This window comes from Staphylococcus sp. IVB6181, assembly GCF_025561445.1.
Lineage (GTDB): Bacteria > Bacillota > Bacilli > Staphylococcales > Staphylococcaceae > Staphylococcus > Staphylococcus simulans_B.
Genome location: NZ_CP095096.1, coordinates 1,911,951 through 1,935,149 on the forward strand (window position 1 = coordinate 1,911,951; position 23,199 = coordinate 1,935,149).

Consider the following 23,199-nt stretch of genomic DNA (forward strand, 5'->3'; position numbering starts at 1 on the left):
AAGTATAATGTTTATCTATATATAACACAATTTAACGGCTTATCGTATTCAATGCGTGTAAGCGTTATTTATTATATAATGGCTATAACGAAGCAAGGGGGGAGACAGAAATGAGCAACGTTAAACATTTAGATATTAACTATAAGACAGATGAGTTATTTGCGGACTTTAGAGAAACAAGCAATCCTAACCTCGCCTTAATTGATGAATTTGCCGGCGAAATGATTGACGCAAGTTCTGAATCACCATTCTACGGCATTTTTGTAGGGGAAAAAATCGCAGCAAGAATGGCATTATACGAAAATGGCCAAGTTGAAGAACATTACTTCCCAGAGTACGACAATTACTTAGTATTGTGGAAACTTGAAGTACTGCCTTCTTTCCAATCAAGAGGATTAGGTACAGAACTTGTTGATTTCGCTAAAGAAAAGCACTTGCCGATTAAAGCAATTGCTAGAAACAAGTCAAAAGACTTCTTCATCAGACATGGTTTCAAAGATACAGAAGCCAAAAATCCTGAGGGTTATGATGTTTTAATTTGGGCACCAGGACATTAATACTTAAAGTTGTAATCAAATATCAGCTTAATATATGAATACGGTCTCGCATATCACAATGCAAGACCGTATTTTTATTGGATAATAGATTTAATCTCACTCAGATTCTTAATTTCATAATCCGGTTGAATATTTGACGCATTCGCTTTGTTTCTATAGTTAAACCAGCATGTATCAATGCCTGCATTAATACCGCCTTTGATATCTGATGTTAAAGAATCACCGATAATCAATGCGCTTTCACGCTGTGTATCAATACGGTCAAAGACATAATCAAAGAATTCAGGCATCGGTTTTTGGAAACCTGTCACTTCTGAAATAAAGATATCATGCATGATATTTTCAAGCGGTGTTTGCGTTAAACGACGCAACTGTGTATCCTCCACACCATTTTTCACAATATAAACCTTTGCATGCTGCGACATATATTCAATTGCTTCAATCGTTTGCGGAAAATATTTAACCGGTGCTGTCGCTAATCCATCTCTGAATGTGACATCCGCTTCATGCCCATTCACTTCCATCCCAAAACGCTTAAAGTAATTAATAAAACGCTCCGTCAGCACTTTGAACTGCTCCCTGTCAAGTAGACAGGAAAAAAACAAAAAATAATTTATTGGGAATCTGATAAACAAATTTTAAGTTACTGTACAAATGAGTTGATAAATCTCGTTTGTACAGTTTTTTTATTCTCCTAGCGCACTATCGTTTGCTTGATCTGGTAAAAAAAGTGGTGCGCTACGCACACTACTTCTTTTACCAGATTATTTAGGGTAGACATTAGTTAGAAGTTAAGCAATTAATCTTTCCATTTCCAAAGTAATTCTCTCATTGTTGTAAAAATCAATGTATTCTTTAAACTGCGAGCGTGCAGTTTTTATATCCTTGAATTTATAATGTCTATTACCGCGATAAATTTCTGATTTCATTATTCCCCAAAATGATTCCATTGGACTATTATCTATGCATCGTCCGACTCGTGACATGCTTTGAATAACACCTTGCTCATCGAGCAAGAATTTAAAATGTTTGCTTGTATATTGAAAACCTCTGTCGCTATGTAGTATTAAGCCGCTTATATTTTTCACTTTCTTTAACGCTTTATTGAAAGTATTAAAAACCAGCTGATTGTTATTTGAATAACTTATATCATAGCTTACAATTTTACCTGTTCCGAGATCTCTGATAGCGCTTAAATAAAATTTCCTTCCATTTTCTAAAATAAGTTCTGTCACATCTGTTACCCATTTTTTGTTAGCTTCCGTTTCACTAAATTCTCTATCTAATAAATTCTCTGCAGTAATAGTAGGTGTTGAGGGTCTATATCTTTTTCTTGCAGCACGTATGCAAGATTTTAGACCTAATTTTTTCATTAAACGATATACTCGTTTACGACTTACTTTTTTATCCAGTCTTAAACAGATATATATACGAATACGACGATAACCATATATACCGTTGTATTTATTGAAAATCCACAAGATTTCTTTCATTAATATTTCATCTTCAATTTCACGCTGTGTTTTAAATTCTCTTCTCTTTCTCCACTTATAATAACTGGCTCTAGAAATTCCAACCACCTTACATAACAGAGTTATTGGATATTCATTTTTTAAGTCTCTATTACAAGGTACTCAACTATTTGTCTAAACGGCGATTGATCAGCTCTCTTTCTTTCTCCTTCAACTTTTTTAAAATCTTGTTTTCCATTTCTAAGTATTTGATTCTTTCTTCAAGAGCTTTTGTTTTAGCTAATGCTTGTTCTTCATCAGTCATTGTCTGAGTTGGCTTACCTTTACCTCTTCCGTCTACAAGACCGGCACTTCCAAATTGTTCATATTTTTTAACCCAACTATATACTTGGCCATAATTAACATTATATTTTAAAGCTGTTTTCTTATAATCTTTTTCTGACTCAATACATGCTTCTACTATTTCTACACGTTCTTCGAACGTTGTTTTTCTCGCTTTCATTGAATACACCCCTAGTAATGGAGAATATGAAACATTCTCTTTTCCTAAAGTATATCGTTTTATCCAATCCCTAACAGTAGAATATGCTGGAATATTATATTTTATTGCTAAATCAACAGCAGAAACACCTTCAGTTAAGTATTCCTGAACAATTGTTTCTTTAAATGCTTTACTATAAGTATTATTGCTTTTCTTTGGTAATAGTACCTCAACGCCATGTACTTTATATTGGTGATATTTAAACATCACCTGTTTACGATTTAATTCTATACCACTCTTTTCTATAGCTTCATTACAACTATAACCTTCATCTATTAAACTAAATGTTAAGAGAAATAATTTAATGTCACTTTCGAGATATTTAGACATAAGAATGCTCCCCATATAGTTTTGTTTTTTTAGTGTCTACTATAGGGGGAGCATATCACTTCTTCTTTCGTCAGCTTATTTTCTTGAAATGCTTCCCAATGTGCTTGATTCACTTCTTTGAATAACGACAGATTTTTCGGCGTCGGATCTAACTTATATTGCTGCGCAAGGTATTCAAACGCACGATCTTCAGCATCATGAAAATCCACGATTGTATCATCAAAATCTAATAATATCGTTTCATACTTCACAACTTCACCCCCATTATTCCTCATGGTAGTTGAATTTTTAACAACTTGCAATAGCATCCCGATTTTATATTCTTAACCACACCATGAATGCATCTAACAATAAATTGCGAAACTATAATTTGTCATATATAATCAAAATAATAAACAAAGATAAACAACCTATTATTAGGGATTGGGGGATACAAATATGACCTTGCACGCTTCTGCTTTTTTAGCCCTATGGCTGCTTTTCACACTTATCTTTATCATCTTTTTATTCTTGACTTTGAATGCACTGGGAAATCAAAACAAATACAAATTCAAACTGACAGTTGCACTCACTGCGTTAATTCTAGGGCTAGTGAGTTTCGTTGGAATCTTCACTGATCAGTCACTCTATCAAAACACTAAGAACAATCTATCAATTAAAGACAAACTGCCCTTCCTCAACAACAAAGACAAATCAAAACCATCATCTGATTCAACTGTAGTACTGGATTCAAAAAGAGAATTCACACACGATGAAATTGAAGCTAAAGGATACGAAAGCGTGTACGCCTACTTTCCTTTGAAATTCAAACCCACTACCGCTTCAGGCAAATCTAAATGAAGCGACGCTGAAAAACTAACGGTCGGCAAAGATATTAAACCGGGCTATTATCGTATTTCAGTCGAAGGCGACCCACCTTATGGTACCATCGAGATCTTTAACCCATTTGGCGAAGTTGCTGAATTTGCACATTTAACTAAATCTGAAACACCTAAATCATTAACCACATACTTAGTTAAAGGACATACACTTAAACTTAATTCTGCAAAGAAAAAGTATAAAACGACATATTCCATCGCTCCAGAAAAGCACATCATGCGCAATACACTAACCGCAGGTACTTATATTGTCGGTACGGATGTAAAACCTGAGCGTTATCAGATCGCATCAGAAAAAAGTGGAAACTTCATCGTACAAATGCAAAAGAAGCGACGCTTTGAACTTAAGTATAATGAACTTTTAGAACAAGATTTCACTAAATCAGTTACATTAGGCAATGGAGATATGGTTTACATTAAAGGGGAAGCAACTGTTAAGTTAACACGTCAATAAGTTGTTTGTCTATTGTTTATCACTGGCGTATAATTAATATCGTATGTATTTAATTATCTTTTGTATTAACTATTCAATAAAGGGTATTAATAGTAATAAGAGATGTATTATAAATAAGGGAGTTGAAACATATGAACCCACGTTTAGAGCGCGCATATCAACAATATATTGAAAAGTTCGGTGAAAAACCGCCGAAACCTTACTTAAGTACATTAAGTAATTATGAAAAAGAAGAAATTCTATTACAACGCATCAGAAACAACACACCATTCTCAGAAAGTAAATATTACCGCAAATTGAACGTACAATAAGCTTTGATGATTGTCAGACGTACCCTAGCAGGTGCGTCTTTTTTATATTTAATTGCTCCTTTTTGTCATCTTTCATATAATATGTTTAACTACACTTAATTTTAAATTTGCTTCATAAACAAACAAAAAAGGAGCGAGATCTATGATGTTATCCCCTATGAAATTCTTATTGTTATGGATTTTATTTTCTTTGCTATTTATCATTTTCACCTTTTTAACTTTAAGTGCTCTTGGTAATCAAACACGCTTTAAATTAAGATTGTCTATAGCAACATTTTCTTTCTTGTTAGGTCTTATATGTTTCTTCGGCATTTTCACAGACAATTCCATCAAAACAGACTGGAAACGTATAGGGAGTTTCAAGCCTTCTATTTCCGTCAAAGAAACTTTAAACAACTTCTTTGACGGAAAAGATACAACACCAAAAACGACGAAAAATGATTCAGACACACCGCCTGCTCCACCAAAAAACGACTCTAATACTCAACAAAAAAATAGTGGAAATTATATCTCCAAAGGCAGACACTATCCTGTAGGTTATAATCCGACTGCTGATAAAGGACACAAAACAACGAAAGGTTCCGGCATCTATACAGTTGGAAAAGATATTCAACCTGGCTATTACAAAATATCAATTAAAGAAAAAGAAATAGGAACAATCATGCTGGAAAATGAAAACGGCAGGTCTAATCTCTCTTCGATGTTGGATGGTTATCAAAAATCCAATAACAACTCTATCAACCTGCATCTAGCAAAAGATCAAAAGCTTATTATAAAAAGAACAGATCAAGTATCACTTGAACCCATACCTGTTAAAACTACAACAACTTTAAAACAGGGATTATATATTGTAGATGCCGACATCAAACCAGGTCGCTATATCGCAAAACAAACAAGCAAAGATTCAACCAATAACCTTACACTTTATAATGATAACTACAGACTTAAAACTAATGAAATTCTGACTAATAGAAAAATGAAATCCAGTAAATCAGTCAAACCAAAACCTCAAACTGCAATAGATATCAAAAAGAACGACATTATCACAATCTATGGCAAAGGTACAACACAATTGGAACCGCAATAACCTGAAAAAGAGAAAAAGGCGAGGAACAAAAAATGTTCACTCGCCTTTAATAATATTGTGAACTATTCATTATCAATTAGAATCCGAATAATTTGCTTACGATGCTTGCACCGTTAGTGATGATGTCAACGATGTTTGATCCTAAGTTTAAGTTGTCACCGCTTTGAGCAGCGTCGATTGTACCTTGAATAGCTTTGAATAAACCTTCCATGATTGTCACCCCTATAAGTAGAATAGTTAAGGTTAATGTATGTACTAACCTTCGATACATACACTATACAATGATTCTTAATTGAATTGGACAAAATTCCTCAACTCGCCATCTTTGATTCATCCTCGTGGATTTCTATCAAAACAATTACAGTTAGGCATTCCAAACTGTCCCCCAACCTCTAAAATATGATATAATTGCCATGATAAGTGCAATTCATCTACTAAAGTGAAAAATCTTATCGAAATTTATAAAGAATGGTATTGATTTAAATACATTAATTAGATATAATTATTCTTGTGTTAAAAAATCATGTCCTGGTAGCTCAGCTGGATAGAGCAATGGCCTTCTAAGCCATCGGTCGGGGGTTCGAATCCCTCCCAGGACGTAAATTGCTTATACCCCGTTAGTCTCCGTTAACCTAAACGTTGATTTAACGGGGTATTGTTGTCTTTGGTTGTCTTTGGCTGTCATTCGTTTTCAATTGTAAAATATTTTTACTGCACCAAAACTGCACCAAAAAGCCCGCCTGCTTAAATAGGCGAGCCTTTAATAAACAAAAATTACTCGTGATTTATTAAACCCTTTAATATATATTCAATCTTTTGTTCATCTAAAAACCTTTGCGTAGTCTCTCTGATTATTAGAATAGCGCTAGCATTAGAAGGAACTTTATAAATTCTATTTGCATTTTGTTTTAATGTATTATCAATATTCCCTTTATATATCTTATTTGTATTGTTATCCGTTAGACCAAACGAATTATTTTTTGGTATCAATTATATATATATTAACATTTTCGAGAGTTATTTTAGATTCGGAGACTTCATCTTTCCTATTTATACTCAAAAACTTTTGAGCACTATCAGAAGTAATTTGACTAACCTCTATAATTTCATCATTTTGTCTAAAATTGTAATACACTGTGCTCATTTCAATACTATTAAGCTCTAGTATTTCCAATAATGACAGCAATTCTTTTTTTCTTTCTTTCCATAGAGATTAAGAAAGTTTTGAGGAACATCCTTCGAATTTGTCACAAACTTTAGTATATCCATAAATCTATTGATAACTTCATCATTTTCTCCAATTCGGTTATCTTTATCAATATTTAATGAGATTCCAAAACTACTTTGAAATGGATAATTAACACTTAAACTGAACTTTTGTTTAGTTATTTCATTAAAAATATGCCCCGCTTTTTCCATAAGTTTTCCAATGCTTTCAATTGTATACTTATTGGTTTCATTATTAAAAGCAATCAGCATTCCTTCTTCATGTTTTTCAGTATAATTTTGAATTTGCTTTTTTATACCAGGTTTGTCATTTAGAAACTGCTCAACCTTTTCTCTTCCTGTTTTCAGTTCATTTTTAATGTCCCCATAATCAATTATAGAAAACTCATCATTTTCTACAGTTAAATATAAATTATGATCAGGCAACATTTTTTCATATTCTACATCGAGTTTAACGGTAGTTATTTATTTGAAATCATATGGCGATCCTTCTGTAATAAATGATTTTCTAACATTGTTCGCAAAAACTTCGCGAATTTCTATTTCACCATTTATCAATAACTTGTATGTGTTTTGATTTACAATAACATTGAGAAAAAAATCAGTTTCAGTATTTTCATCATAATGTGCAAATACAGATACAACTACCTTCTCTTTTTTACTAATAGCGGCTTTATAGGAAAAGAAAATCGGATAGAAAAGTTCATCAAAAATATGAAGGATTTCAATTTTTTCAATCTCCATTATTTTCCCTCCTAATCTCATCTACTGCACAAACATATTTATATTGAATATTATCATTACCAAAATGCCAGTATGTATGGTGATTTTTATATCTGTTGGATGGTGTACTCAAAATCTTACTGGAAGAACTACCTTGAAATTCGAAAACATATCTCCATTTTTCAGGCGTTCCTTTAGATATTTTACTTTTTACACCAATCATATCAGCAATGAATTTGTAATCTAAATATACTGAATGACCAAACATTCTACACCTTTGATCATCATTATCAGGATCTTTTTTTCCTTTATTAATCATTGGTTCTAAATACTTAGAAGGTGCTGTATCTCTATCATTAAACTTATACATTGTTAAATTTTCAGCATCATTTGCTTCTAAAGGTGGACACGTAAACAAGTTTTCATCTGGAAATTCACTTTGATTTTCAAACATAATCATACCCACAATAACTATTTTAATCATAAACCACTGGTTTTATAATAATATTAATCTCCCACACCTCAAAAAGATAGACCGAACTTAATACGAACATGAAATAAAATCACTCTCTTGCAATGTGGTGAACCTAAATAGTTGAACTTTTATGGTTAAATTAATTTTTCTAAACAAGATTTCTTTTTTCTACAGGAGTTTTATCTTTTAAATTTCCTTTTCTACTTCACTATCTTTTTGGTATTAATCAAAATTATATATTTGAAAAGAAAAAAGTTTATACGCTTTTCAACAGCTTATATTTACCTATTCCATATTGATATAGTAAACCTCGAAAACATCACATAAAGCTATGATATATAATACTCTATGCTACACTAGTGTTTCCATAGATTGAAAAGTATATAATATACTGATTACTACAAAATAACACTGTTTTTAATTTTTATTTATATCGTTTAATTGTTGCATATGCAAAAATTATATGGTACTTTTCAATAAGAATTGGTAGAAGAAGGGAGTGCTAAATAAGTGTATATAGAAGATAAAACAAAAAATTTACTAAATTATATAACATTAGTCATTTCTTTGATTTTTGTTATATACCTCACTCTAAAAGTAAGTGACTTTTCTGACCGCTTCAATACAGACATAAATTTCGGTTACTTCTTAGATAATGGTTATATTTCTGCAGTTAGAGATATTATACTTGTAATATTAGTAACCTACTTATTCATGTTCCTTACTTTTGGTATTAGTATTTGGTTATTCTTCAAAACTTATAATTTAAATGCAATAATTCAATCAATTTGCTCTATTATTCTAATGGTGGTAACCTTCAAACTAGTTAACATACCCTTTTTAATAATCATGGTTATCTTTGGAGTAATAGCTCTATTGATTATTTTGGCTTCGGCTCAAAACAAGGGTTATAAGTGATAAATGTAAAATTATAAATCTCTATCTGGAAAATATTTTCTTTAATAAGTTAGGGTTTGCATAATTAAAAGCTAAAACAAATTATTTTTTAGATAGGGGTTTATGTATTTAAAAAGCCAACCATTCAATTAATCCAATGAAAATACGTTATACACCCCATTTATCACCATAAACATTTCACATAATTTTTCATGTGTCCAATTATGCGCCAGCAAGTCGTAAATAATGAACACTTTTTTCTGTACCTACACTTTCAATTTACATCTTTAATAACAACTACTTTTTCAAACGTCATATTGTTATATAATTCTTTAATACCTTAAACAATGTCTTAGAATCTATTGTATCTCTACTTTTCCATTTTATTTGTCTGTGCTTTCTACTTACCAACTATTTTTTTTGACAATTTTTCATGAATTGTACTAATTTCATTATATTCAAGTTCTTTCGACCTCAAATAATTAGATTCTTTTTAATGCAACTCTTATCTGTTCTAACTCTTCATTTTTTCTATTTCTTCACTTAATAATTTGTCTTCGTTTCCAGTTTTTCTCTCACTAATATTAACGGGATAAAAAAGTAACCCGCGTAGAGCTTTAGCTAGATCGCTAAATAAATTATATTTTTTCAAAAAATCAAAACCCAGTGTTTATATCACACGTTCTCTCATCAAATTGCTAATATCCTCCTATCATGTAATCTGTTCAAACTTACACTATAATGTATATAAACAAAATTAAAATATCAAAAGCGACTGTTAAGGAGTTGTTGATAATGGGGAAACCTTTAGGATTTAAAGAAAGCTTTACAGAAGGCAGTATATTAACAGTGTTGGATAAAAGACAAAAACGACAATGGAATGAATTAGATGTTGAGGAGAAGCGTTATTTCATTAATCTATACAAGGAAAAATACAAAGATAATCCTCAACTGCTGATTTCAGATTTAGAACAGCTGTTTAACGAGAAAGGCACTACAGGAGAACCTAAATCTCCAGAACAAATACAAAATGAGAAGTTGGAGAAATTCTTTAAAACACAAGGTATCTATAATCCAAGCCAGACGACAATGGAAGCCTTCAAGCACCAACAAATATTTGCGAATTTCGATAACTTTTATCATGCGATCGGTCAATTTACATTCAATATGGAAAAGCAAGCACAATATAATTACTACATGAGCCAGCAAAAACAAAATTTCATTCAAGTGGCTCAAAACGATAAGATTATTAAACAAAATGATGAAATCATTCAATTACTTAAAATCATCGCTGAGAAATAGTAATAAAAATGTCCTTCAAAAATCAATTGCGTTTAATTCGGAGGTGAATTTGTGAACCCAGAAGAATTATTAGAAAAACTGAAGAAAGAAAATGAATTGCTAGTAATGAAACTGCGTTTAAAAGAAAAGTATATTAAAGAGTTGGAAGCTGAACTTCAACAACGTAAACGCCCTGCTGTCGAATATGAGAAAACGACTGAACTTGAAGATATGTTTGTGGCAGTAGATATTGAAACGACAGGTTTAAGCCCTGACTTTCATGATATGTTCCAAATTGCTTTAGTGTTATTTAAAGATGGACAGCCCGTTGATCAATTCGTAAAATACTTCAGACCTACTCGTTTACTCACTAAGAAAATTAAAGATATCACAGGGATTTCGAATGAGTTTCTTGAAGATAAGGACTTCATTCAAAAAGATGATATAGAAACGATTTATCAATTTATCGGTGATAAACTCATTGTTTCGCATTCTGCCCCTTTTGCGATGAAATTTATATTACGCTATGCGGATGACTTCGATATAGAAAAACCTAGATTGCGTGTATTAGACACGCTACCGTTGTCTAGAAAGCAGATAAAAACCACACCTAATCATAAACTAGAAACACTTAAACATCAATTCAACTTAGGCGACACAGATTCACACGATGCACTGAATGATGCCAGAGCCACAGGTTACCTTGCCTTATTGTTAAACAAAATGGCTGATAAAGTTGAATAGTAAAAAAATACACAGGAATTAAGTTTTCCTGTGCATTACTTTATGCATTAGCCTTGTTGTTTAGAATGGTCTTGTCCATGTAACATCCAGCGTACATTATATTTGTCAGTAAATGAACCATTTTACCGCCCCAGAATTGTTCTTCTAAAGGCATATCCACATCAACTGTGTCGTTGTCTTTTACTTTATTGTATAAATCTTCGACACGTTTTGAATCTGCTTCATCATTGATATCGTAGTCGATTAATAATGAAATACCTTCGTTGATTTTAACATCTTTGCCGAATGCATCTGATGCGAATAACGTAACGCCTGCGATTGTGAATTCTGAATGCATTGTTTTATCTGGTGCTTCTTCTTTGCTTACACCGAAACCTTCTGCTTGAGACGGATCTACCGGCAGGCGGTTAATATCCGCTGCGCCGAATACTTCTTCATAATATTTTAAAGCTTCTTTCGTATTTTCAAATGCTAAATATGGATATAATTGAGTCATTATAATTCCCCTTTTCATGTTTGGAGTACTGCTTTTTAATCATACCTTTTATTTGAGGTTTTAAACAACTTTTAAGCGGGCATTATGATAAGAGTTTTATTAATTATTTCGATAGAGGTGGAAAAATGATTCAAAGACTAGATGAAGTCATGTTATATGTAAATGATCAAGAAACTGCTAAAGCATTTTGGACAGAGAAGTTAGATTTTGTCGTGACATCAGATACAGAAGATCATGGCATGCGGACCATCGTATTACGACCTTCGAATGATGCGCAAACTGGAATAGTCCTCCACAACAAACAAAAGATTCAAGATTTAGATTTAGGTATCAGTACAGAAACACCGTCATTGATGTTTGCGACAGACGCAATTGATGATTTATATCAAACATTCAAAGACAAAGGATCACTGTAGGTGAATTAGTTGAAATGCCGCAAGGCAGAGTTTTCAATTTTGCTGATGAAGAAAATAATTATTTCGCAGTGAAACAAGTATAAAGAGAAAGCCGATGAACAGAAGTTGTTTTCTGCCATCGGCTTTTGTCATGAACTTATTTTTTTACTTAGGACCTACTGTAAATTCAACTGTTTCAATCACTTCATGATTTCTGTTTCTGAAGTTTAATGTCGCATGCTGGTGATCATCTTCTATTAATAATTCCGCATAAGTTTCTTCTGTCGCACTTCTTGATTGTGAAATACTGCCAGGGTTAATGACATGTACTCCCGCAATTTCTTCATAACGTGCTATATGCGTATGGCCATAAAATGCCAATCGGCATTCATGTGCTTTCGCTTGTTCAGCCAGCTTTTGGCGTGTCGTATTCACCGCATAAATGTGACCATGTGTATAGAAAGCACGTACACCTTCATCTGTCACTATTTCTTCATTAGGAAATTCCGGATAAAAGTCGCAATTGCCTTTTACTCTGCGATACAAACTTAATTCAGTATCATCATATTGGAATTCTGAATCCCCTAAATGCAATGCAACATCAACTTGGTCGTAATGATTAAAGATTTCAAACAAAATACCAGATTCTGAATGATTGTCGCTTACAATAATCCAACGTCTCAAATGTGTTCACCCTTTAAGTAATTTTTTAATTTATCAATAGCTTGGCGTCTATGGCTGATTTCGCCTTTTTCTGTATCAGTCAATTGTGCCATTGTTTTATGCATGCGCGGCACATAGAAAATCGGATCATAACCGAATCCATGCTCTCCTAATTTTTCCATCGTAATTACACCGCTGACAGTACCTTTGAATGTGACTGTTTCTTCTCCTGGTGCACTCATACTGATTACGCACACAAACTCTGCAGTACGATGGCGATCATTGCCTTTTAATTTCTCTAATAATTTTTCTATATTTGCTTCATCGTCTTTATCAGTACCCGCATAGCGTGCAGAATAAATACCTGGTTCACCGTTTAATGCATCTACTGTTAATCCGCTGTCATCTGCGATGACGCGTTTGCCTAATGCTTTTGCGGCTGCTTCAGATTTTAATTTAGCATTTTCTTCAAATGTTGTTCCTGTTTCCTCGACATCAAAGCCTTCAATTAATTCACTGATACCAATTACATTGTATTCAGGAAATATGACTTTAAAGTCATTGATTTTGCCTTTGTTGTTTGTTGCGATTACTAAATCTTCCATGTCTTTCACCTCATATTAATCCACTTTCACTTGCGTTACTTCTACGTCGTCGATTTTCAGCCATTGTCCAATAATATATTGAATATGCTGTGCATCGCCTGTCGCAAAGAAGCGATGCTTTGGATGCGGCGTATAATGCGCATGTTCATGACTGAATGTTAATAAAGCACTCACTTCACGCGCAGTTTCTAAACCTGATGATATCACAGTTTTATTACCGCCGAAATAATCAAATATCGGCTGGAATAATAACGGATAGTGCGTACACCCTAAAATAACCGTATCGGCTTCATTATTTCTATATGCCTTTAAAGTTTGATGAATCACGATATTTGTTGCTACTGGATCGTGATAACGCATTTGTTCCACCAAAGGAACAAAATCCGGACACGCAACACCTGTCACATCAACATTAGGGTTAATCGCTTGTATATGTTTCGTATACGCTTCAGATTTAATTGTACCTTCTGTACCTAATACCATGACTTTATTATTTTGTGTCGTCATGATGGCAGTACGAGAACCTGGTTCAATAACACCGATAACCGGTATCGGCAACATCGCCTTTAATATGTCTAATGCCACAGCTGTTGCTGTATTACACGCAATCACCAGCATCTTAATATCGTATTCCATCAGCTTTTGTGCAAGCTGTACTGTGAATTCGCACACTTGCTCGCCGTCTCTTGGTCCATAAGGACATCTGGCACTGTCGCCTAAGTAATAAATTGTTTCGTTTGGCAGCTGTCTAATAATTTCTTTTGCTACAGTGAGGCCGCCGACTCCTGAGTCAATTACACCAATTGGTTGATTCATGTCTTCTTCATCCTTACGAAAAACATTCTTAAACTATATTTTAGCATAATCAGGAATTCCAATGCATGAATGGTTAACTATACAATTGTAATTTATAGGTTGAATGCTTTTGAATAATGCACTTCGCCGCGCACATCATCTAATGCTCCTTCAACTAATTCTAGTGCTAACAAGTAGGGTTCTGCACCTTCAAATGGCGCTGTAATTTGCCATTCAATTGCTTTTTCAAAACCATATCGCAAATAAAATTCAGGCGCTCCCAGCACAATAATAGAACGATACCCTTCTGCTTCAGCTTTCGCAATACTCTCTTGCATCAGCTGTGTTCCTATCCCTTTTCCTTGATAATCCGACAAGATACTGATAAGCGCCAGTGCTAGTGATGGTTCTCCTTCTCCTATAGTTATTGTTGATAACATCACATGTCCGATGATGTCGCCTTGATCATTTTGTGCAATCAATGACAATGAAGGCAAATAAGCATTGGTTTGTCTCAAATTACGAACTAATAGATGTTCTGTTTGATCACTCTTCTCTGCATTGCGAAAAGCACTTTCGACCACTTGCTCGACACATCTATAGTCACCTGGTTGTTCTGGTCTGATTAACATATCATGAACTTCCTTTCATAAATAGAAAAAGGAGACAGGCATCTCTCCTGTCTCCAAAATTAATATTCAAATTAATGTACTTGGTGGTCTGAACCAAAGAATGATTTGAACATGTAGAATGAAGTTTCTCTGTTTAACGCTGCGATTGATGTTGTTAAAGGAATACCTTTAGGACAAGCATTCACACAGTTTTGAGAGTTACCGCATTCTTGCAGTCCGCCGCCGCCCATTAAAGCGTCTAAGCGTTCGTCTTTAGTCATTGAACCTGTTGGATGCAAGTTGAATAAGCGAACTTGTGAAATCGCTTGTGCACCTACGAAGTCATTTTTGCTTGTCACGTTAGGACAAACTTCTAAACATACACCGCAAGTCATACATTTAGATAATTCGTATGCTGTTTGACGTTTTTTCTCAGGCATACGCGGTCCAGGACCTAAGTCATACGTACCATCGATCGGTACCCATGCTTTCATACGTTTCAAGTTGTCGAACATACGAGAACGGTCAACTTGCAAGTCACGTACGATTGGGAAAGTGCTCATTGGTTCTAAACGAATCGGTTGTTCTAATTGGTCTACAATTGCTGAACATGCTTGACGCGCATGACCGTTGATAACCATTGAACAAGCACCGCACACTTCTTCAAGACAGTTCATGTCCCAAGTTACAGGTGCTACTTTTTCCCCTTTAGTGTTATATGGATTACGTCTGATTTCCATCAAACATGCAATAACGTTTAAATTCTCACGATAAGGAACTTCGAATTTCTCTTCATATGGCTGTGAGTCCGCATTGTCTTGTCGTTTAATGATCAAAGTTACGGTTTTAGAACTGTTTTGAGTCGGTTGTTGAACCGCTTCATCTTTAACTTCTTCTGCCATTATGATTTGCTCCCTTCTTCCTTGCTAGTATCTTTACTAGACTTAGATTTGCTTGAGTAGTCACGTTTACGCGGTGGAATCAAGCTGATATCCACATCTTCGTATTCGAATCTTGGCGGATTGTCGATACCTTCGTAAAACGCTTTAGTTGTTTTCAACCACTCATCGTCGTTACGGTCAGGGAATTCAGGTTTGTAGTGCGCACCGCGTGATTCGTTACGGTTATAAGCACCGATAGTGATAACACGTGCTAACACCAGCATATTCCATAATTGGCGTGTGAAGAATACAGCTTGGTTACTCCAAGTTTGTGTATCTTCCATGTCAATGTCTTGGTAACGTCGCATTAACTCAAGGATTTTTTCATCTGTTTCAAGTAATTTTTTATTGTCGCGAACAACTGTTACGTTTTTCGTCATGACTTCACCTAATTCGCGGTGAAGTTTGAAGGCATTTTCTGTACCTTTCATAGTCAATAAATCATCGAAACGTTTTTGTTCTTTATCGATAAGGTCTTGATATAAGCTATCGTCTAATTCAGTGTATGATTTTTCGATATTATCAATGTATTTCACAGCGTTCGGTCCAGCTACTGTACCGCCGTAAATCGCAGATAACAATGAGTTGGCACCTAAACGGTTACCGCCGTGTTGTGAGAAGTCACATTCACCTGCTGCGAATAAACCTTTGATTGTTGTCATTTGATCATAGTCTACGTAAATTCCGCCCATTGAATAGTGGACTGCAGGGAAGATCTTCATTGGAACTTTACGAGGGTCATCGCCTGTGAATTTTTCATAGATTTCAATGATACCGCCAAGTTTAACGTCTAATTCATGCGGATCTTTGTGTGATAAGTCAAGGTATACCATGTTTTCACCGTTGATACCTAATTTTTGGTTCACACACACATCAAAGATTTCACGCGTTGCGATATCACGCGGTACTAAGTTACCGTAGTCTGGGTATTTTTCTTCTAAGAAATACCAAGGTTTACCGTCTTTGTATGTCCAAATACGGCCGCCTTCACCACGTGCTGATTCACTCATTAAACGTAATTTGTCGTCACCAGGAATCGCTGTAGGGTGGATTTGGATAAATTCACCATTCGCATATACCGCACCTTGTTGGTAAACGATAGATGCTGCTGAACCTGTGTTGATCATTGAGTTCGTTGTTTTACCGAAGATAATACCAGGACCGCCAGTTGCCATAACAACTGCGTCAGAACGGAATGCATCAATCTTAGCATCTACTAAGTTTTGTGCTACAATACCGCGCGCTGAGTTATCTTCGTCTTTAACAACACCTAAGAATTCCCAACCTTCATATTTTGTCACAAGTCCGTCTACTTCGAACTTACGCACTTGCTCATCTAATGCATAAAGTAATTGCTGACCAGTTGTTGCACCTGCGAACGCTGTTCTGTGGTACAACGTACCGCCGAAACGACGGAAGTCAAGCAAACCTTCAGGTGTTCTGTTGAACATTACACCCATACGGTCAAGCAAGTGAATGATTTTCGGTGCTGCTTCAGCCATTGCTTTAACAGGTGGTTGGTTGGCTAAGAAGTCCCCACCGTATACTGTATCGTCAAAGTGAATCCAAGTTGAGTCGCCTTCACCTTTTGTATTAACCGCTCCGTTAATACCCCCTTGCGCACACACAGAGTGCGAACGTTTTACGGGTACTACTGAGAATAAATCAACATGTACACCTTGTTCTGCTATTTTAATTGTTGTCATCAGACCGGCTAGTCCTCCACCGACAACAATAACTTTTTTCTCCGCCATATAAATGTCACTCCCTGAAAATATAACCTTTATTTACGCTGATTCTATGTGTTCTTAAACGAATGCTAAAATTGCTGAAACACCGATGTAAGAAACAATAAGGAATACTACTAATGATACCCATGTGAAAATGCGTTGTGATTTAGCTGATTGCAAGACACCCCAAGTTACTAGGAATGACCATAAACCATTCGCAAAGTGGAATACAACCGCAACAGTTAATACTAAATAGAAGATTAACCAGAATGGATTGCTTAAGTAATCTTGCATCATATCGAATCCTAATTCTTTATGACCTAACCACATTTCTACTTTTGTTTGGTAGAAGTGAATGGCAATGAAAATAAATGCTAAAACACCTGTAACGCGTTGGAAGAAGAACATCCAGTTTCTGAACCATGAATAATGGCCGATGTTCTCTTTAGCCGTAAATGCAATGTGAATACCGTATAACGCATGATAAAGGATTGGAAGATAAATTAAGAAAATCTCTAATGCAAGCAAGAATGGTAATGATTCCATGAATCCAGCTGCTTGGTTGAAAGCTCCTGCTCCTTTAGTCGCTTGGTGGTTAACAGTCAAATGCACAAGTAAGAATGCACCGATCGGAATAACCCCTAGTAACGAGTGAATGCGTCGTAAATAAAATTGATTCTTAGTATAACCCAAAAGGAAGTCCCCCCTGTGAAACAAATAATATTAGTTGATTTTATTTTAAGAAATGAAATGCACCTAACTCTAAATGCTCAAAAAATTGCGTTTTTTCAATCTGACCTGTCCCAACAACCAACGAACAGCCCTGCTGGCAGTTGTAATTACACTTAGAATCAGCATGGCAGCTCAGCGCCTATTGTTTATATGTATGGACCCCTATCTTAGATGCAAAAGCTGAACTGATTTCTGACAAAGTCATGCTTCACAGTTCTGGTTGAAAACGCATTGAGAATCATTTTTATTTAGAAAACGGTTACAAACACTCCTAAAAAAATAAAATCTCGTTAACGATATTGTAACATTTTTTTAACGCCTTTTGGGCATGAGAATTATTCTCATCGTAATTTTTTCAAAAATCGTTTTAATTCATTTGCACAACGACTTAAAAATGAACCAAAAAGCGATAGCACTTTTGGGCATTAAACCTAAGCCGTCTATCGCTTTTCGTTCTCTTCTTTTTCTTCATTCAAAGCATCCAGCAAGTTTTCAGCAACCTTTTGCGGCAAGCCGATTTCTCTTAAATCCTCTACACTGGCAGCTTTCATTTTCTTAACTGAACCATATGTTCTCAATAACTTCGTTTTGCGTTTCGGTCCGATACCTTCTATATCATCCAGCACAGAAGTCAAGCCGTGCTTTTGTCTGGTTTGTCTGTGGAACGTAATCGCAAAGCGATGGACTTCATCTTGTATTCTTTGAAGCAGATAAAAGGCCTGACTGTTCTTTTTCATCGGCACCACTTCAGCACTTTTACCGTAAATCAATTCAGATGTTTTATGCTTGTCGTTTTTGCGCAGTCCGGCAACCGGAATATCCAAGCCCAATTCATTTTCAAGCACATCCAGCGCAACAGACATTTGACCTTTACCGCCATCGACAATAATCAAATCCGGCAGCGGCAAGCCATCATTTAGTACACGTGTGTAACGTCTGCGGATTACTTCTTGCATTGATTTATAATCATCCGGTCCATCCACTGTTTTGATTTTGTATTTGCGATAGCCCTTTTTATCAGGTTTGCCGTCCACAAAAGTAACCATGGCAGACACAGCATCTACACCTTGAATGTTAGAGTTGTCGAAAGCCTCAATTCGAATCGGTGTCTGAATACCCATGCATTCGCCCAGTTCTTCGATAGCTTTGATCGTTCTGGATTCATCTCGTGCAATCAATTCGAATTTGTTTTGCAGCGAAATTTCCGCATTATGATTCGCCATTTCTACTAAATCTTTCTTTTGCCCTCTAACCGGCTGTACGATTTTCGTATCCACAACAGATTGAATGATTTTAGGGTCAAGATTTTTCGGAATATGCACTTCTTTCGGCAATAAATGCTGATTCAATCGATAGAATTGACCGATAAACGTATAGAACTCCTCTTCTTCTGTTTGCTGGAGCGGAATCATCGTTGTATCACGCTGAATCATATTACCGTTTCTGACGAAGAACACTTGAACACACATCCAGCCTTTTGCCACGCTGTAGCCGAACACATCACGTGCTGTATTATCTGTAGACATGATATTTTGTTTCTTCGTGAGATTATGAATATGCTGAATCAAATCACGATATTCTTTTGCTTGTTCGAAATCTAGATTTTCACTTGCAGATTCCATTCGTGCTTCTAAGCTTTTGATAATCGTTTTATCTTCACCGTTCAAGAACTCAGAAACCTCTTGTATCATTTGAGCATATTGCTGCTCATCTACATCATAGACACAAGGTCCTAAGCATTGGCCGATATGATAATACAAGCACAATTTATCCGGCATTTTGTCGCATTTTCTAAAAGGATAAATGCGATCCAGCAGCTTTTTCGTTTCCACCGCTGAGAAAGCATTCGGATAGGGTCCGAAATATTTGCCTGTGCCTTTTTTGACTGTTCTTGTCACTAGTAAACGCGGATACTTTTCTTTCGTTATTTTGATAAACGGATAACTTTTGTCATCTTTTAACAAAATATTATAACGCGGCTGATATTGCTTGATTAAGTTCAATTCTAATAAAAGCGACTCCGTTTCACTATCAGTGACAATGAATTCAAAGTTGCGGATCTCACCGACTAAACGCGTTGTCTTGGCATCATGCGCACCAGTAAAATACGAACGCAAACGATTGCGCAAACGCTTTGCTTTCCCTACATAGATGACCTGATTGTTGCGGTCTTTCATCAAATAACAACCCGGTTCAAACGGCACAACAGATAATTTTTGTTTGATTTTCTCTTGATAAGCTTCCAAATGTATCCTCCTTTCTTTTAAGATTTTGCAATACAATGTCGTACATTATTATAGCATCTGCTTGCTTTTTACAACGAACTGATTGCTTGTGCAACTTCTCGGCATATGAAAAAGACCAGAACGTCATATTCTGGTCTCGCTGTTTTAATATAATGGTCGATTCGATATTTAGCGGCAAGTTTCAGCTTAACCGCAGAAATTCGGCATTATTCTAACAAATTAAAGTTGTTTATTTAAAACTTCAGCTAAGTTTTCTTTAGGTTGGAAACCAACAACTTTGTCTACTGGTTCGCCGTCTTTGAAGACGATTAAAGTAGGAATACTCATTACTTCGAATTTTGCAGCTGTGTTAGGGTTTTCGTCCACATCTAATTTTAAGATGTCTGCTTTGCCTTCGAAATCTTGAGCTAATTCTTCCAATACCGGCGCGATCATTTTACAAGGTCCGCACCAAGTTGCCCAGAAATCTACTAATTTAACTCCGTCTTGAACTTTTTCGTTAAAGTCAGAATCAGTTACTTTAAGTAATGCCATAAATATCGTTCCTCCTTGGATTTTAATGATGAACAAAGTATATCAGATAGCATTTGAAATTGCATCGGCTTTGCTCACTGATAAAATGCTTTATTGCCTATACTTTTTATTTTTCTATTTTATTTTAAAGTTGCTACGGTAACACCGAATCCGCCTTCGTTTGGTGTACCTACTCTGTATTCCGCCACATTTTTATGGCGTTTCAAATGCTGCTGCACTGCTTTCTGCAATGCACCTGTTCCCTTACCATGAATAATATAAACATTTTCATAATTGCTCAGCATCGCTTGATCTAAATACTGATCCAATGCTGACACTGCTTCTTCATAACGGTAACCGCGTAAATCTAATTCCATTTTGACTGGAGAACGGTTGGAACGTGAAACCGTTTTGGCTGGTTTTTCTTGTGTTTTCTTTTTCTTTTCTAAATCCGCAATCGGCAATTTCATTTTAATGATACCCATTTGCACGACCGCTTCTTCATCATCCAGCAATTCCAGAACTTCACCTTTTTGTCCGTACGTTAATACTTTCACTTCATCGCCGGCTTTGATTTCGTCCCATTTTTGTTTTTTCACATTTTGTTTAATATCAGTCGCTTCATATTGCTCATCCAGATGTTTGCGTTTCTCAATCAATTCGTGTTCTTTGACATCCGCATTCTTTTCATCTCTTAATTGGCGCAAGTCTTTAATAATATCTTCTGCTTCTTTAGTCGCAGCTTTCACACGTTGATTAGCTTTTGTTTTCGCTTCATCCATTAATTTTTGTTCGAAGTTTTGATACTGCTCGTATTTTTGACTCAATTGACGATGTAAATCTTGAGCTTCACGCAATAACTGTTCAAGTTCGATACGCTGATTGTCTACACGTTTCGTATTCTTTTCTAATGACGCAATCATACTATTGATTTCTTGCTCGTCTTGACCAATCATAGATTTCGCTTCTTGAATAATTTTGCCGTTCAAACCTAATTTGCTGGAAATCTCAAAGGCATTCGAACGCCCTGGTACACCCATGAGTAATTTATAAGTAGGACTTAATGTATTAACATCGAATTCTACACTGGCATTCATAACACCGTCTCGATTATAGCTGTAAGCTTTAAGTTCAGGATAGTGTGTAGTCGCCATCACTAGCGCACCGCGTTTTTGCACATTGTCTAAAATACTCATCGCAAGTGCTGCCCCTTCGCTCGGGTCAGTTCCTGCACCTAATTCATCAAAGAGAATCACACTGTTATGATCCGCATGTTTTAAAATCTCTACGATGTTCTTCATATGAGATGAGAATGTTGATAAGGATTGCTCAATAGATTGTTCATCACCGATATCACAATAAACATTGTCGAAGACACCTAGTTTACTGCCGTCTAATGCCGGAATTAATAAACCAGATTGTGCCATCACAATAATCATTCCTAATGTTTTCAGCGTTACAGTTTTACCGCCTGTATTCGGTCCGGTGATAATTACCGTTTGAATACCATCCACAAATTCAATCGTATTTGCGACAACAGTCTTGCGGTCTAATAACGGATGAAACGCTTTAGGCAGATACACACTGCGTGTTTCAGTGAATTCAGGTTTCGTTCCTTTAATCGAACTGCCGTATCTCGCTTTTGCAGTTAAGAAATCGATTTGTCCCATTACCGATTCTGAAACCAAACATGCATCCGCTTCTACAGCAACTTCTGCTGTTAAAGCTGTTAAGATACGTTCTACTTCAGCTTTTTCTTCATTACGCAGACGGCTGATTTTATTATTCATTTCCACAACCGCAGAAGGTTCGATATATAATGTTTGTCCTGAAGATGACTGGTCATGCACAATCCCGTTGAAATCTTGGCGATATTCAGCTTTAACCGGGATAACATGACGATCGTTTCTGACCGTAATAATCGAATCTGAAAGTTTCTTTTGATTCGATTGACTCTTTACGACTCTATCTAAATTCTGCTTAATACGCTGAGAAGTACTATGAATACGGCTTCTGATACTTTGGAGTTCATAACTCGCATCATCGAATAAATCATACGCATCGCATTTTTGATGAATTTCTTGATATAAATCAGAAAGCACGGGCAATTGTGCCATATTTTCATCTAAAATCGGATAGTTGATTGTTTCCTCTTCTTCGATTAATTGGTTGTAGAACGTCTTATATTGGTTTTGAACTTGAATCAAACGTTTGATTTGATTCAGCTCTCGTACATTTAAAATACTTCCGATTTTTGCACGATGAATCAGCGGCGATACTTTAGACAAACCGCTCAAACTCGGTAAACGGTGTTTATTATAGATTTGAGATATTTCATCGGTTTCATCCATTTGATGCACTACCGTTTTATAATCAGATGCAGGCGACATAGACGCACATTTTTCTCGCCCTAAATCACTCACTGCCTCTTTTTCCACAAATGCTTTGATTTTATCGAAATCAAGCACATCTAATGTCTTCTGTCTCACGGACAT

At 35.5% G+C, this 23,199-nt stretch carries 23 protein-coding genes, 1 tRNA gene and 3 pseudogenes; 9 read left to right on the forward strand and 18 right to left on the reverse strand.

Going from position 1 to position 23,199, the window contains the following annotated elements:
- Positions 1 to 110: 110 nt before the first annotated feature.
- Positions 111 to 557 carry an N-acetyltransferase gene (locus MUA90_RS09255; RefSeq protein WP_105993867.1) on the forward strand — a complete coding sequence of 149 codons (447 nt, stop codon included), beginning with the start codon at positions 111 to 113 and terminating at the stop codon, positions 555 to 557.
- 74 nt (positions 558 to 631) lie between these two features.
- Here MUA90_RS09255 and MUA90_RS09260 read toward each other — a convergent pair whose 3' ends face one another.
- From MUA90_RS09260 to MUA90_RS09275, 3 genes and pseudogenes are all read right to left on the reverse strand, one after another.
- On the reverse strand, positions 632 to 1,123 hold the full coding sequence (locus tag MUA90_RS09260) for an HAD-IA family hydrolase (RefSeq protein ID WP_262586486.1): 492 nt from the start codon (positions 1,121 to 1,123) through the stop codon (positions 632 to 634).
- Between the two features lie 225 nt (positions 1,124 to 1,348).
- A pseudogene (locus MUA90_RS14090) lies at positions 1,349 to 2,915 on the reverse strand (IS3 family transposase).
- Between the two features lie 38 nt (positions 2,916 to 2,953).
- A pseudogene (locus MUA90_RS09275) lies at positions 2,954 to 3,151 on the reverse strand (noncanonical pyrimidine nucleotidase, YjjG family); the annotation flags it as partial.
- A gap of 187 nt (positions 3,152 to 3,338) precedes the next feature.
- Between MUA90_RS09275 and MUA90_RS09280 the strand changes: the two are divergent.
- From MUA90_RS09280 to MUA90_RS09295, 4 genes are all read left to right on the forward strand, one after another.
- Positions 3,339 to 3,740 (forward strand): hypothetical protein, encoded by a 402-nt coding sequence (locus MUA90_RS09280; RefSeq protein ID WP_262586491.1) that lies wholly within the window; start codon positions 3,339 to 3,341, stop codon positions 3,738 to 3,740.
- Positions 3,741 to 3,995: 255 nt separating this feature from the next.
- Positions 3,996 to 4,232, forward strand: coding sequence for a hypothetical protein (locus MUA90_RS09285; protein ID WP_262586493.1), 237 nt, complete (start codon positions 3,996 to 3,998; stop codon positions 4,230 to 4,232).
- 131 nt (positions 4,233 to 4,363) lie between these two features.
- Positions 4,364 to 4,543 carry a hypothetical protein gene (locus MUA90_RS09290; RefSeq protein WP_114603591.1) on the forward strand — a complete coding sequence of 60 codons (180 nt, stop codon included), beginning with the start codon at positions 4,364 to 4,366 and terminating at the stop codon, positions 4,541 to 4,543.
- 142 nt (positions 4,544 to 4,685) lie between these two features.
- Positions 4,686 to 5,630, forward strand: coding sequence for a hypothetical protein (locus tag MUA90_RS09295; protein ID WP_262586497.1), 945 nt, complete (start codon positions 4,686 to 4,688; stop codon positions 5,628 to 5,630).
- A gap of 76 nt (positions 5,631 to 5,706) precedes the next feature.
- Here the strand turns inward: MUA90_RS09295 and MUA90_RS09300 are convergent, their stop codons facing one another.
- The gene (locus MUA90_RS09300; protein ID WP_105993862.1) at positions 5,707 to 5,841 is read right to left on the reverse strand and encodes a beta-class phenol-soluble modulin; all 135 of its coding nucleotides are present in this window, start codon (positions 5,839 to 5,841) and stop codon (positions 5,707 to 5,709) included.
- A 314-nt stretch (positions 5,842 to 6,155) separates the two neighbouring features.
- Between MUA90_RS09300 and MUA90_RS09305 the strand changes: the two genes are divergently transcribed.
- A tRNA-Arg gene (locus MUA90_RS09305) sits at positions 6,156 to 6,229 on the forward strand.
- 562 nt (positions 6,230 to 6,791) lie between these two features.
- On the opposite strand, the gene MUA90_RS09310 is transcribed toward MUA90_RS09305, so the two are convergent.
- Genes MUA90_RS09310 through MUA90_RS09320 form a run of 3 tightly spaced genes read right to left on the reverse strand, consistent with a single transcriptional unit; the run spans position 6,792 to position 8,034 of the window.
- A complete protein-coding gene (locus tag MUA90_RS09310) occupies positions 6,792 to 7,286 on the reverse strand; it encodes a hypothetical protein (protein ID WP_262586500.1) in 495 nt (164 codons plus the stop codon).
- A 36-nt stretch (positions 7,287 to 7,322) separates the two neighbouring features.
- Positions 7,323 to 7,601 carry a hypothetical protein gene (locus MUA90_RS09315; RefSeq protein WP_262586502.1) on the reverse strand — a complete coding sequence of 93 codons (279 nt, stop codon included), beginning with the start codon at positions 7,599 to 7,601 and terminating at the stop codon, positions 7,323 to 7,325.
- A complete protein-coding gene (locus tag MUA90_RS09320) occupies positions 7,591 to 8,034 on the reverse strand; it encodes a hypothetical protein (RefSeq protein ID WP_262586503.1) in 444 nt (147 codons plus the stop codon). The genes MUA90_RS09315 and MUA90_RS09320 overlap by 11 nt, the downstream gene beginning before the upstream one ends.
- A gap of 1,713 nt (positions 8,035 to 9,747) precedes the next feature.
- On the opposite strand from MUA90_RS09320, the gene MUA90_RS09325 reads away from it, so the two are divergent.
- Positions 9,748 to 10,254, forward strand: a complete 507-nt coding sequence (locus MUA90_RS09325; protein WP_262586504.1) for a hypothetical protein — start codon at positions 9,748 to 9,750, stop codon at positions 10,252 to 10,254.
- A 51-nt stretch (positions 10,255 to 10,305) separates the two neighbouring features.
- On the forward strand, positions 10,306 to 10,977 hold the full coding sequence (locus MUA90_RS09330) for a 3'-5' exonuclease (RefSeq protein ID WP_262586506.1): 672 nt from the start codon (positions 10,306 to 10,308) through the stop codon (positions 10,975 to 10,977).
- 47 nt (positions 10,978 to 11,024) lie between these two features.
- On the opposite strand, the pseudogene MUA90_RS09335 reads toward MUA90_RS09330, so the two are convergent.
- Positions 11,025 to 11,473, reverse strand: a pseudogene (locus tag MUA90_RS09335) (VOC family protein).
- Positions 11,474 to 11,598: 125 nt separating this feature from the next.
- On the opposite strand from MUA90_RS09335, the gene MUA90_RS09340 reads away from it, so the two are divergent.
- Positions 11,599 to 11,889, forward strand: a complete 291-nt coding sequence (locus MUA90_RS09340; protein ID WP_398577344.1) for a VOC family protein — start codon at positions 11,599 to 11,601, stop codon at positions 11,887 to 11,889.
- Positions 11,890 to 12,033: 144 nt separating this feature from the next.
- On the opposite strand, the gene MUA90_RS09345 is transcribed toward MUA90_RS09340, so the two are convergent.
- The 10 genes from MUA90_RS09345 to MUA90_RS09390 all read right to left on the reverse strand — a co-directional run bounded on the left by MUA90_RS09345 (position 12,034) and on the right by MUA90_RS09390 (position 23,193).
- Complete coding sequence (locus tag MUA90_RS09345) at positions 12,034 to 12,552, reverse strand: metallophosphoesterase (protein ID WP_262586508.1); 519 nt, start codon at positions 12,550 to 12,552, stop codon at positions 12,034 to 12,036.
- Positions 12,549 to 13,136 (reverse strand): XTP/dITP diphosphatase, encoded by a 588-nt coding sequence (locus MUA90_RS09350; protein WP_262586510.1) that lies wholly within the window; start codon positions 13,134 to 13,136, stop codon positions 12,549 to 12,551. Before MUA90_RS09350 ends, MUA90_RS09345 begins: the two co-directional genes overlap by 4 nt.
- A 15-nt stretch (positions 13,137 to 13,151) precedes the next feature.
- On the reverse strand, positions 13,152 to 13,952 hold the full coding sequence (gene racE, locus MUA90_RS09355; RefSeq protein WP_262586512.1) for a glutamate racemase: 801 nt from the start codon (positions 13,950 to 13,952) through the stop codon (positions 13,152 to 13,154).
- Positions 13,953 to 14,044: 92 nt separating this feature from the next.
- Entirely contained in the window at positions 14,045 to 14,563 is a 519-nt protein-coding gene (locus MUA90_RS09360) for a GNAT family N-acetyltransferase (RefSeq protein WP_262586514.1), read from the reverse strand.
- A gap of 71 nt (positions 14,564 to 14,634) precedes the next feature.
- Complete coding sequence (gene sdhB, locus MUA90_RS09365) at positions 14,635 to 15,444, reverse strand: succinate dehydrogenase iron-sulfur subunit (protein WP_105993852.1); 810 nt, start codon at positions 15,442 to 15,444, stop codon at positions 14,635 to 14,637.
- Positions 15,444 to 17,237, reverse strand: a complete 1,794-nt coding sequence (sdhA, locus tag MUA90_RS09370) for a succinate dehydrogenase flavoprotein subunit (RefSeq protein WP_262586516.1) — start codon at positions 17,235 to 17,237, stop codon at positions 15,444 to 15,446. Before sdhA ends, sdhB begins: the two co-directional genes overlap by 1 nt.
- A 54-nt stretch (positions 17,238 to 17,291) precedes the next feature.
- Positions 17,292 to 17,906, reverse strand: coding sequence for a succinate dehydrogenase cytochrome b558 subunit (locus MUA90_RS09375; RefSeq protein ID WP_114603602.1), 615 nt, complete (start codon positions 17,904 to 17,906; stop codon positions 17,292 to 17,294).
- A 479-nt stretch (positions 17,907 to 18,385) separates the two neighbouring features.
- On the reverse strand, positions 18,386 to 20,191 hold the full coding sequence (gene uvrC, locus MUA90_RS09380) for an excinuclease ABC subunit UvrC (RefSeq protein WP_114603603.1): 1,806 nt from the start codon (positions 20,189 to 20,191) through the stop codon (positions 18,386 to 18,388).
- Positions 20,192 to 20,410: 219 nt separating this feature from the next.
- A complete protein-coding gene (gene trxA / locus MUA90_RS09385; RefSeq protein WP_105993848.1) occupies positions 20,411 to 20,725 on the reverse strand; it encodes a thioredoxin in 315 nt (104 codons plus the stop codon).
- Positions 20,726 to 20,844: 119 nt separating this feature from the next.
- Entirely contained in the window at positions 20,845 to 23,193 is a 2,349-nt protein-coding gene (locus MUA90_RS09390; RefSeq protein ID WP_262586518.1) for an endonuclease MutS2, read from the reverse strand.
- Between the last annotated feature and the right edge of the window lie 6 nt (positions 23,194 to 23,199).

Coding starts and splice junctions, on each gene's coding strand:
- MUA90_RS09255 (WP_105993867.1), top strand. CDS start 111: ATGAGCAACGTTAAACATTTAGATATTAACTATAAGACAGATGAGTTA.
- MUA90_RS09280 (WP_262586491.1), top strand. CDS start 3,339: ATGACCTTGCACGCTTCTGCTTTTTTAGCCCTATGGCTGCTTTTCACA.
- MUA90_RS09285 (WP_262586493.1), top strand. CDS start 3,996: ATGCGCAATACACTAACCGCAGGTACTTATATTGTCGGTACGGATGTA.
- MUA90_RS09290 (WP_114603591.1), top strand. CDS start 4,364: ATGAACCCACGTTTAGAGCGCGCATATCAACAATATATTGAAAAGTTC.
- MUA90_RS09295 (WP_262586497.1), top strand. CDS start 4,686: ATGATGTTATCCCCTATGAAATTCTTATTGTTATGGATTTTATTTTCT.
- MUA90_RS09300 (WP_105993862.1), bottom strand. CDS start 5,841: ATGGAAGGTTTATTCAAAGCTATTCAAGGTACAATCGACGCTGCTCAA.
- MUA90_RS09310 (WP_262586500.1), bottom strand. CDS start 7,286: ATGTTGCCTGATCATAATTTATATTTAACTGTAGAAAATGATGAGTTT.
- MUA90_RS09315 (WP_262586502.1), bottom strand. CDS start 7,601: ATGGAGATTGAAAAAATTGAAATCCTTCATATTTTTGATGAACTTTTC.
- MUA90_RS09320 (WP_262586503.1), bottom strand. CDS start 8,034: ATGTTTGAAAATCAAAGTGAATTTCCAGATGAAAACTTGTTTACGTGT.
- MUA90_RS09325 (WP_262586504.1), top strand. CDS start 9,748: ATGGGGAAACCTTTAGGATTTAAAGAAAGCTTTACAGAAGGCAGTATA.
- MUA90_RS09340 (WP_398577344.1), top strand. CDS start 11,599: ATGATTCAAAGACTAGATGAAGTCATGTTATATGTAAATGATCAAGAA.
- MUA90_RS09350 (WP_262586510.1), bottom strand. CDS start 13,136: ATGGAAGATTTAGTAATCGCAACAAACAACAAAGGCAAAATCAATGAC.
- racE (WP_262586512.1), bottom strand. CDS start 13,952: ATGAATCAACCAATTGGTGTAATTGACTCAGGAGTCGGCGGCCTCACT.
- MUA90_RS09360 (WP_262586514.1), bottom strand. CDS start 14,563: ATGTTAATCAGACCAGAACAACCAGGTGACTATAGATGTGTCGAGCAA.
- sdhB (WP_105993852.1), bottom strand. CDS start 15,444: ATGGCAGAAGAAGTTAAAGATGAAGCGGTTCAACAACCGACTCAAAAC.
- sdhA (WP_262586516.1), bottom strand. CDS start 17,237: ATGGCGGAGAAAAAAGTTATTGTTGTCGGTGGAGGACTAGCCGGTCTG.
- trxA (WP_105993848.1), bottom strand. CDS start 20,725: ATGGCATTACTTAAAGTAACTGATTCTGACTTTAACGAAAAAGTTCAA.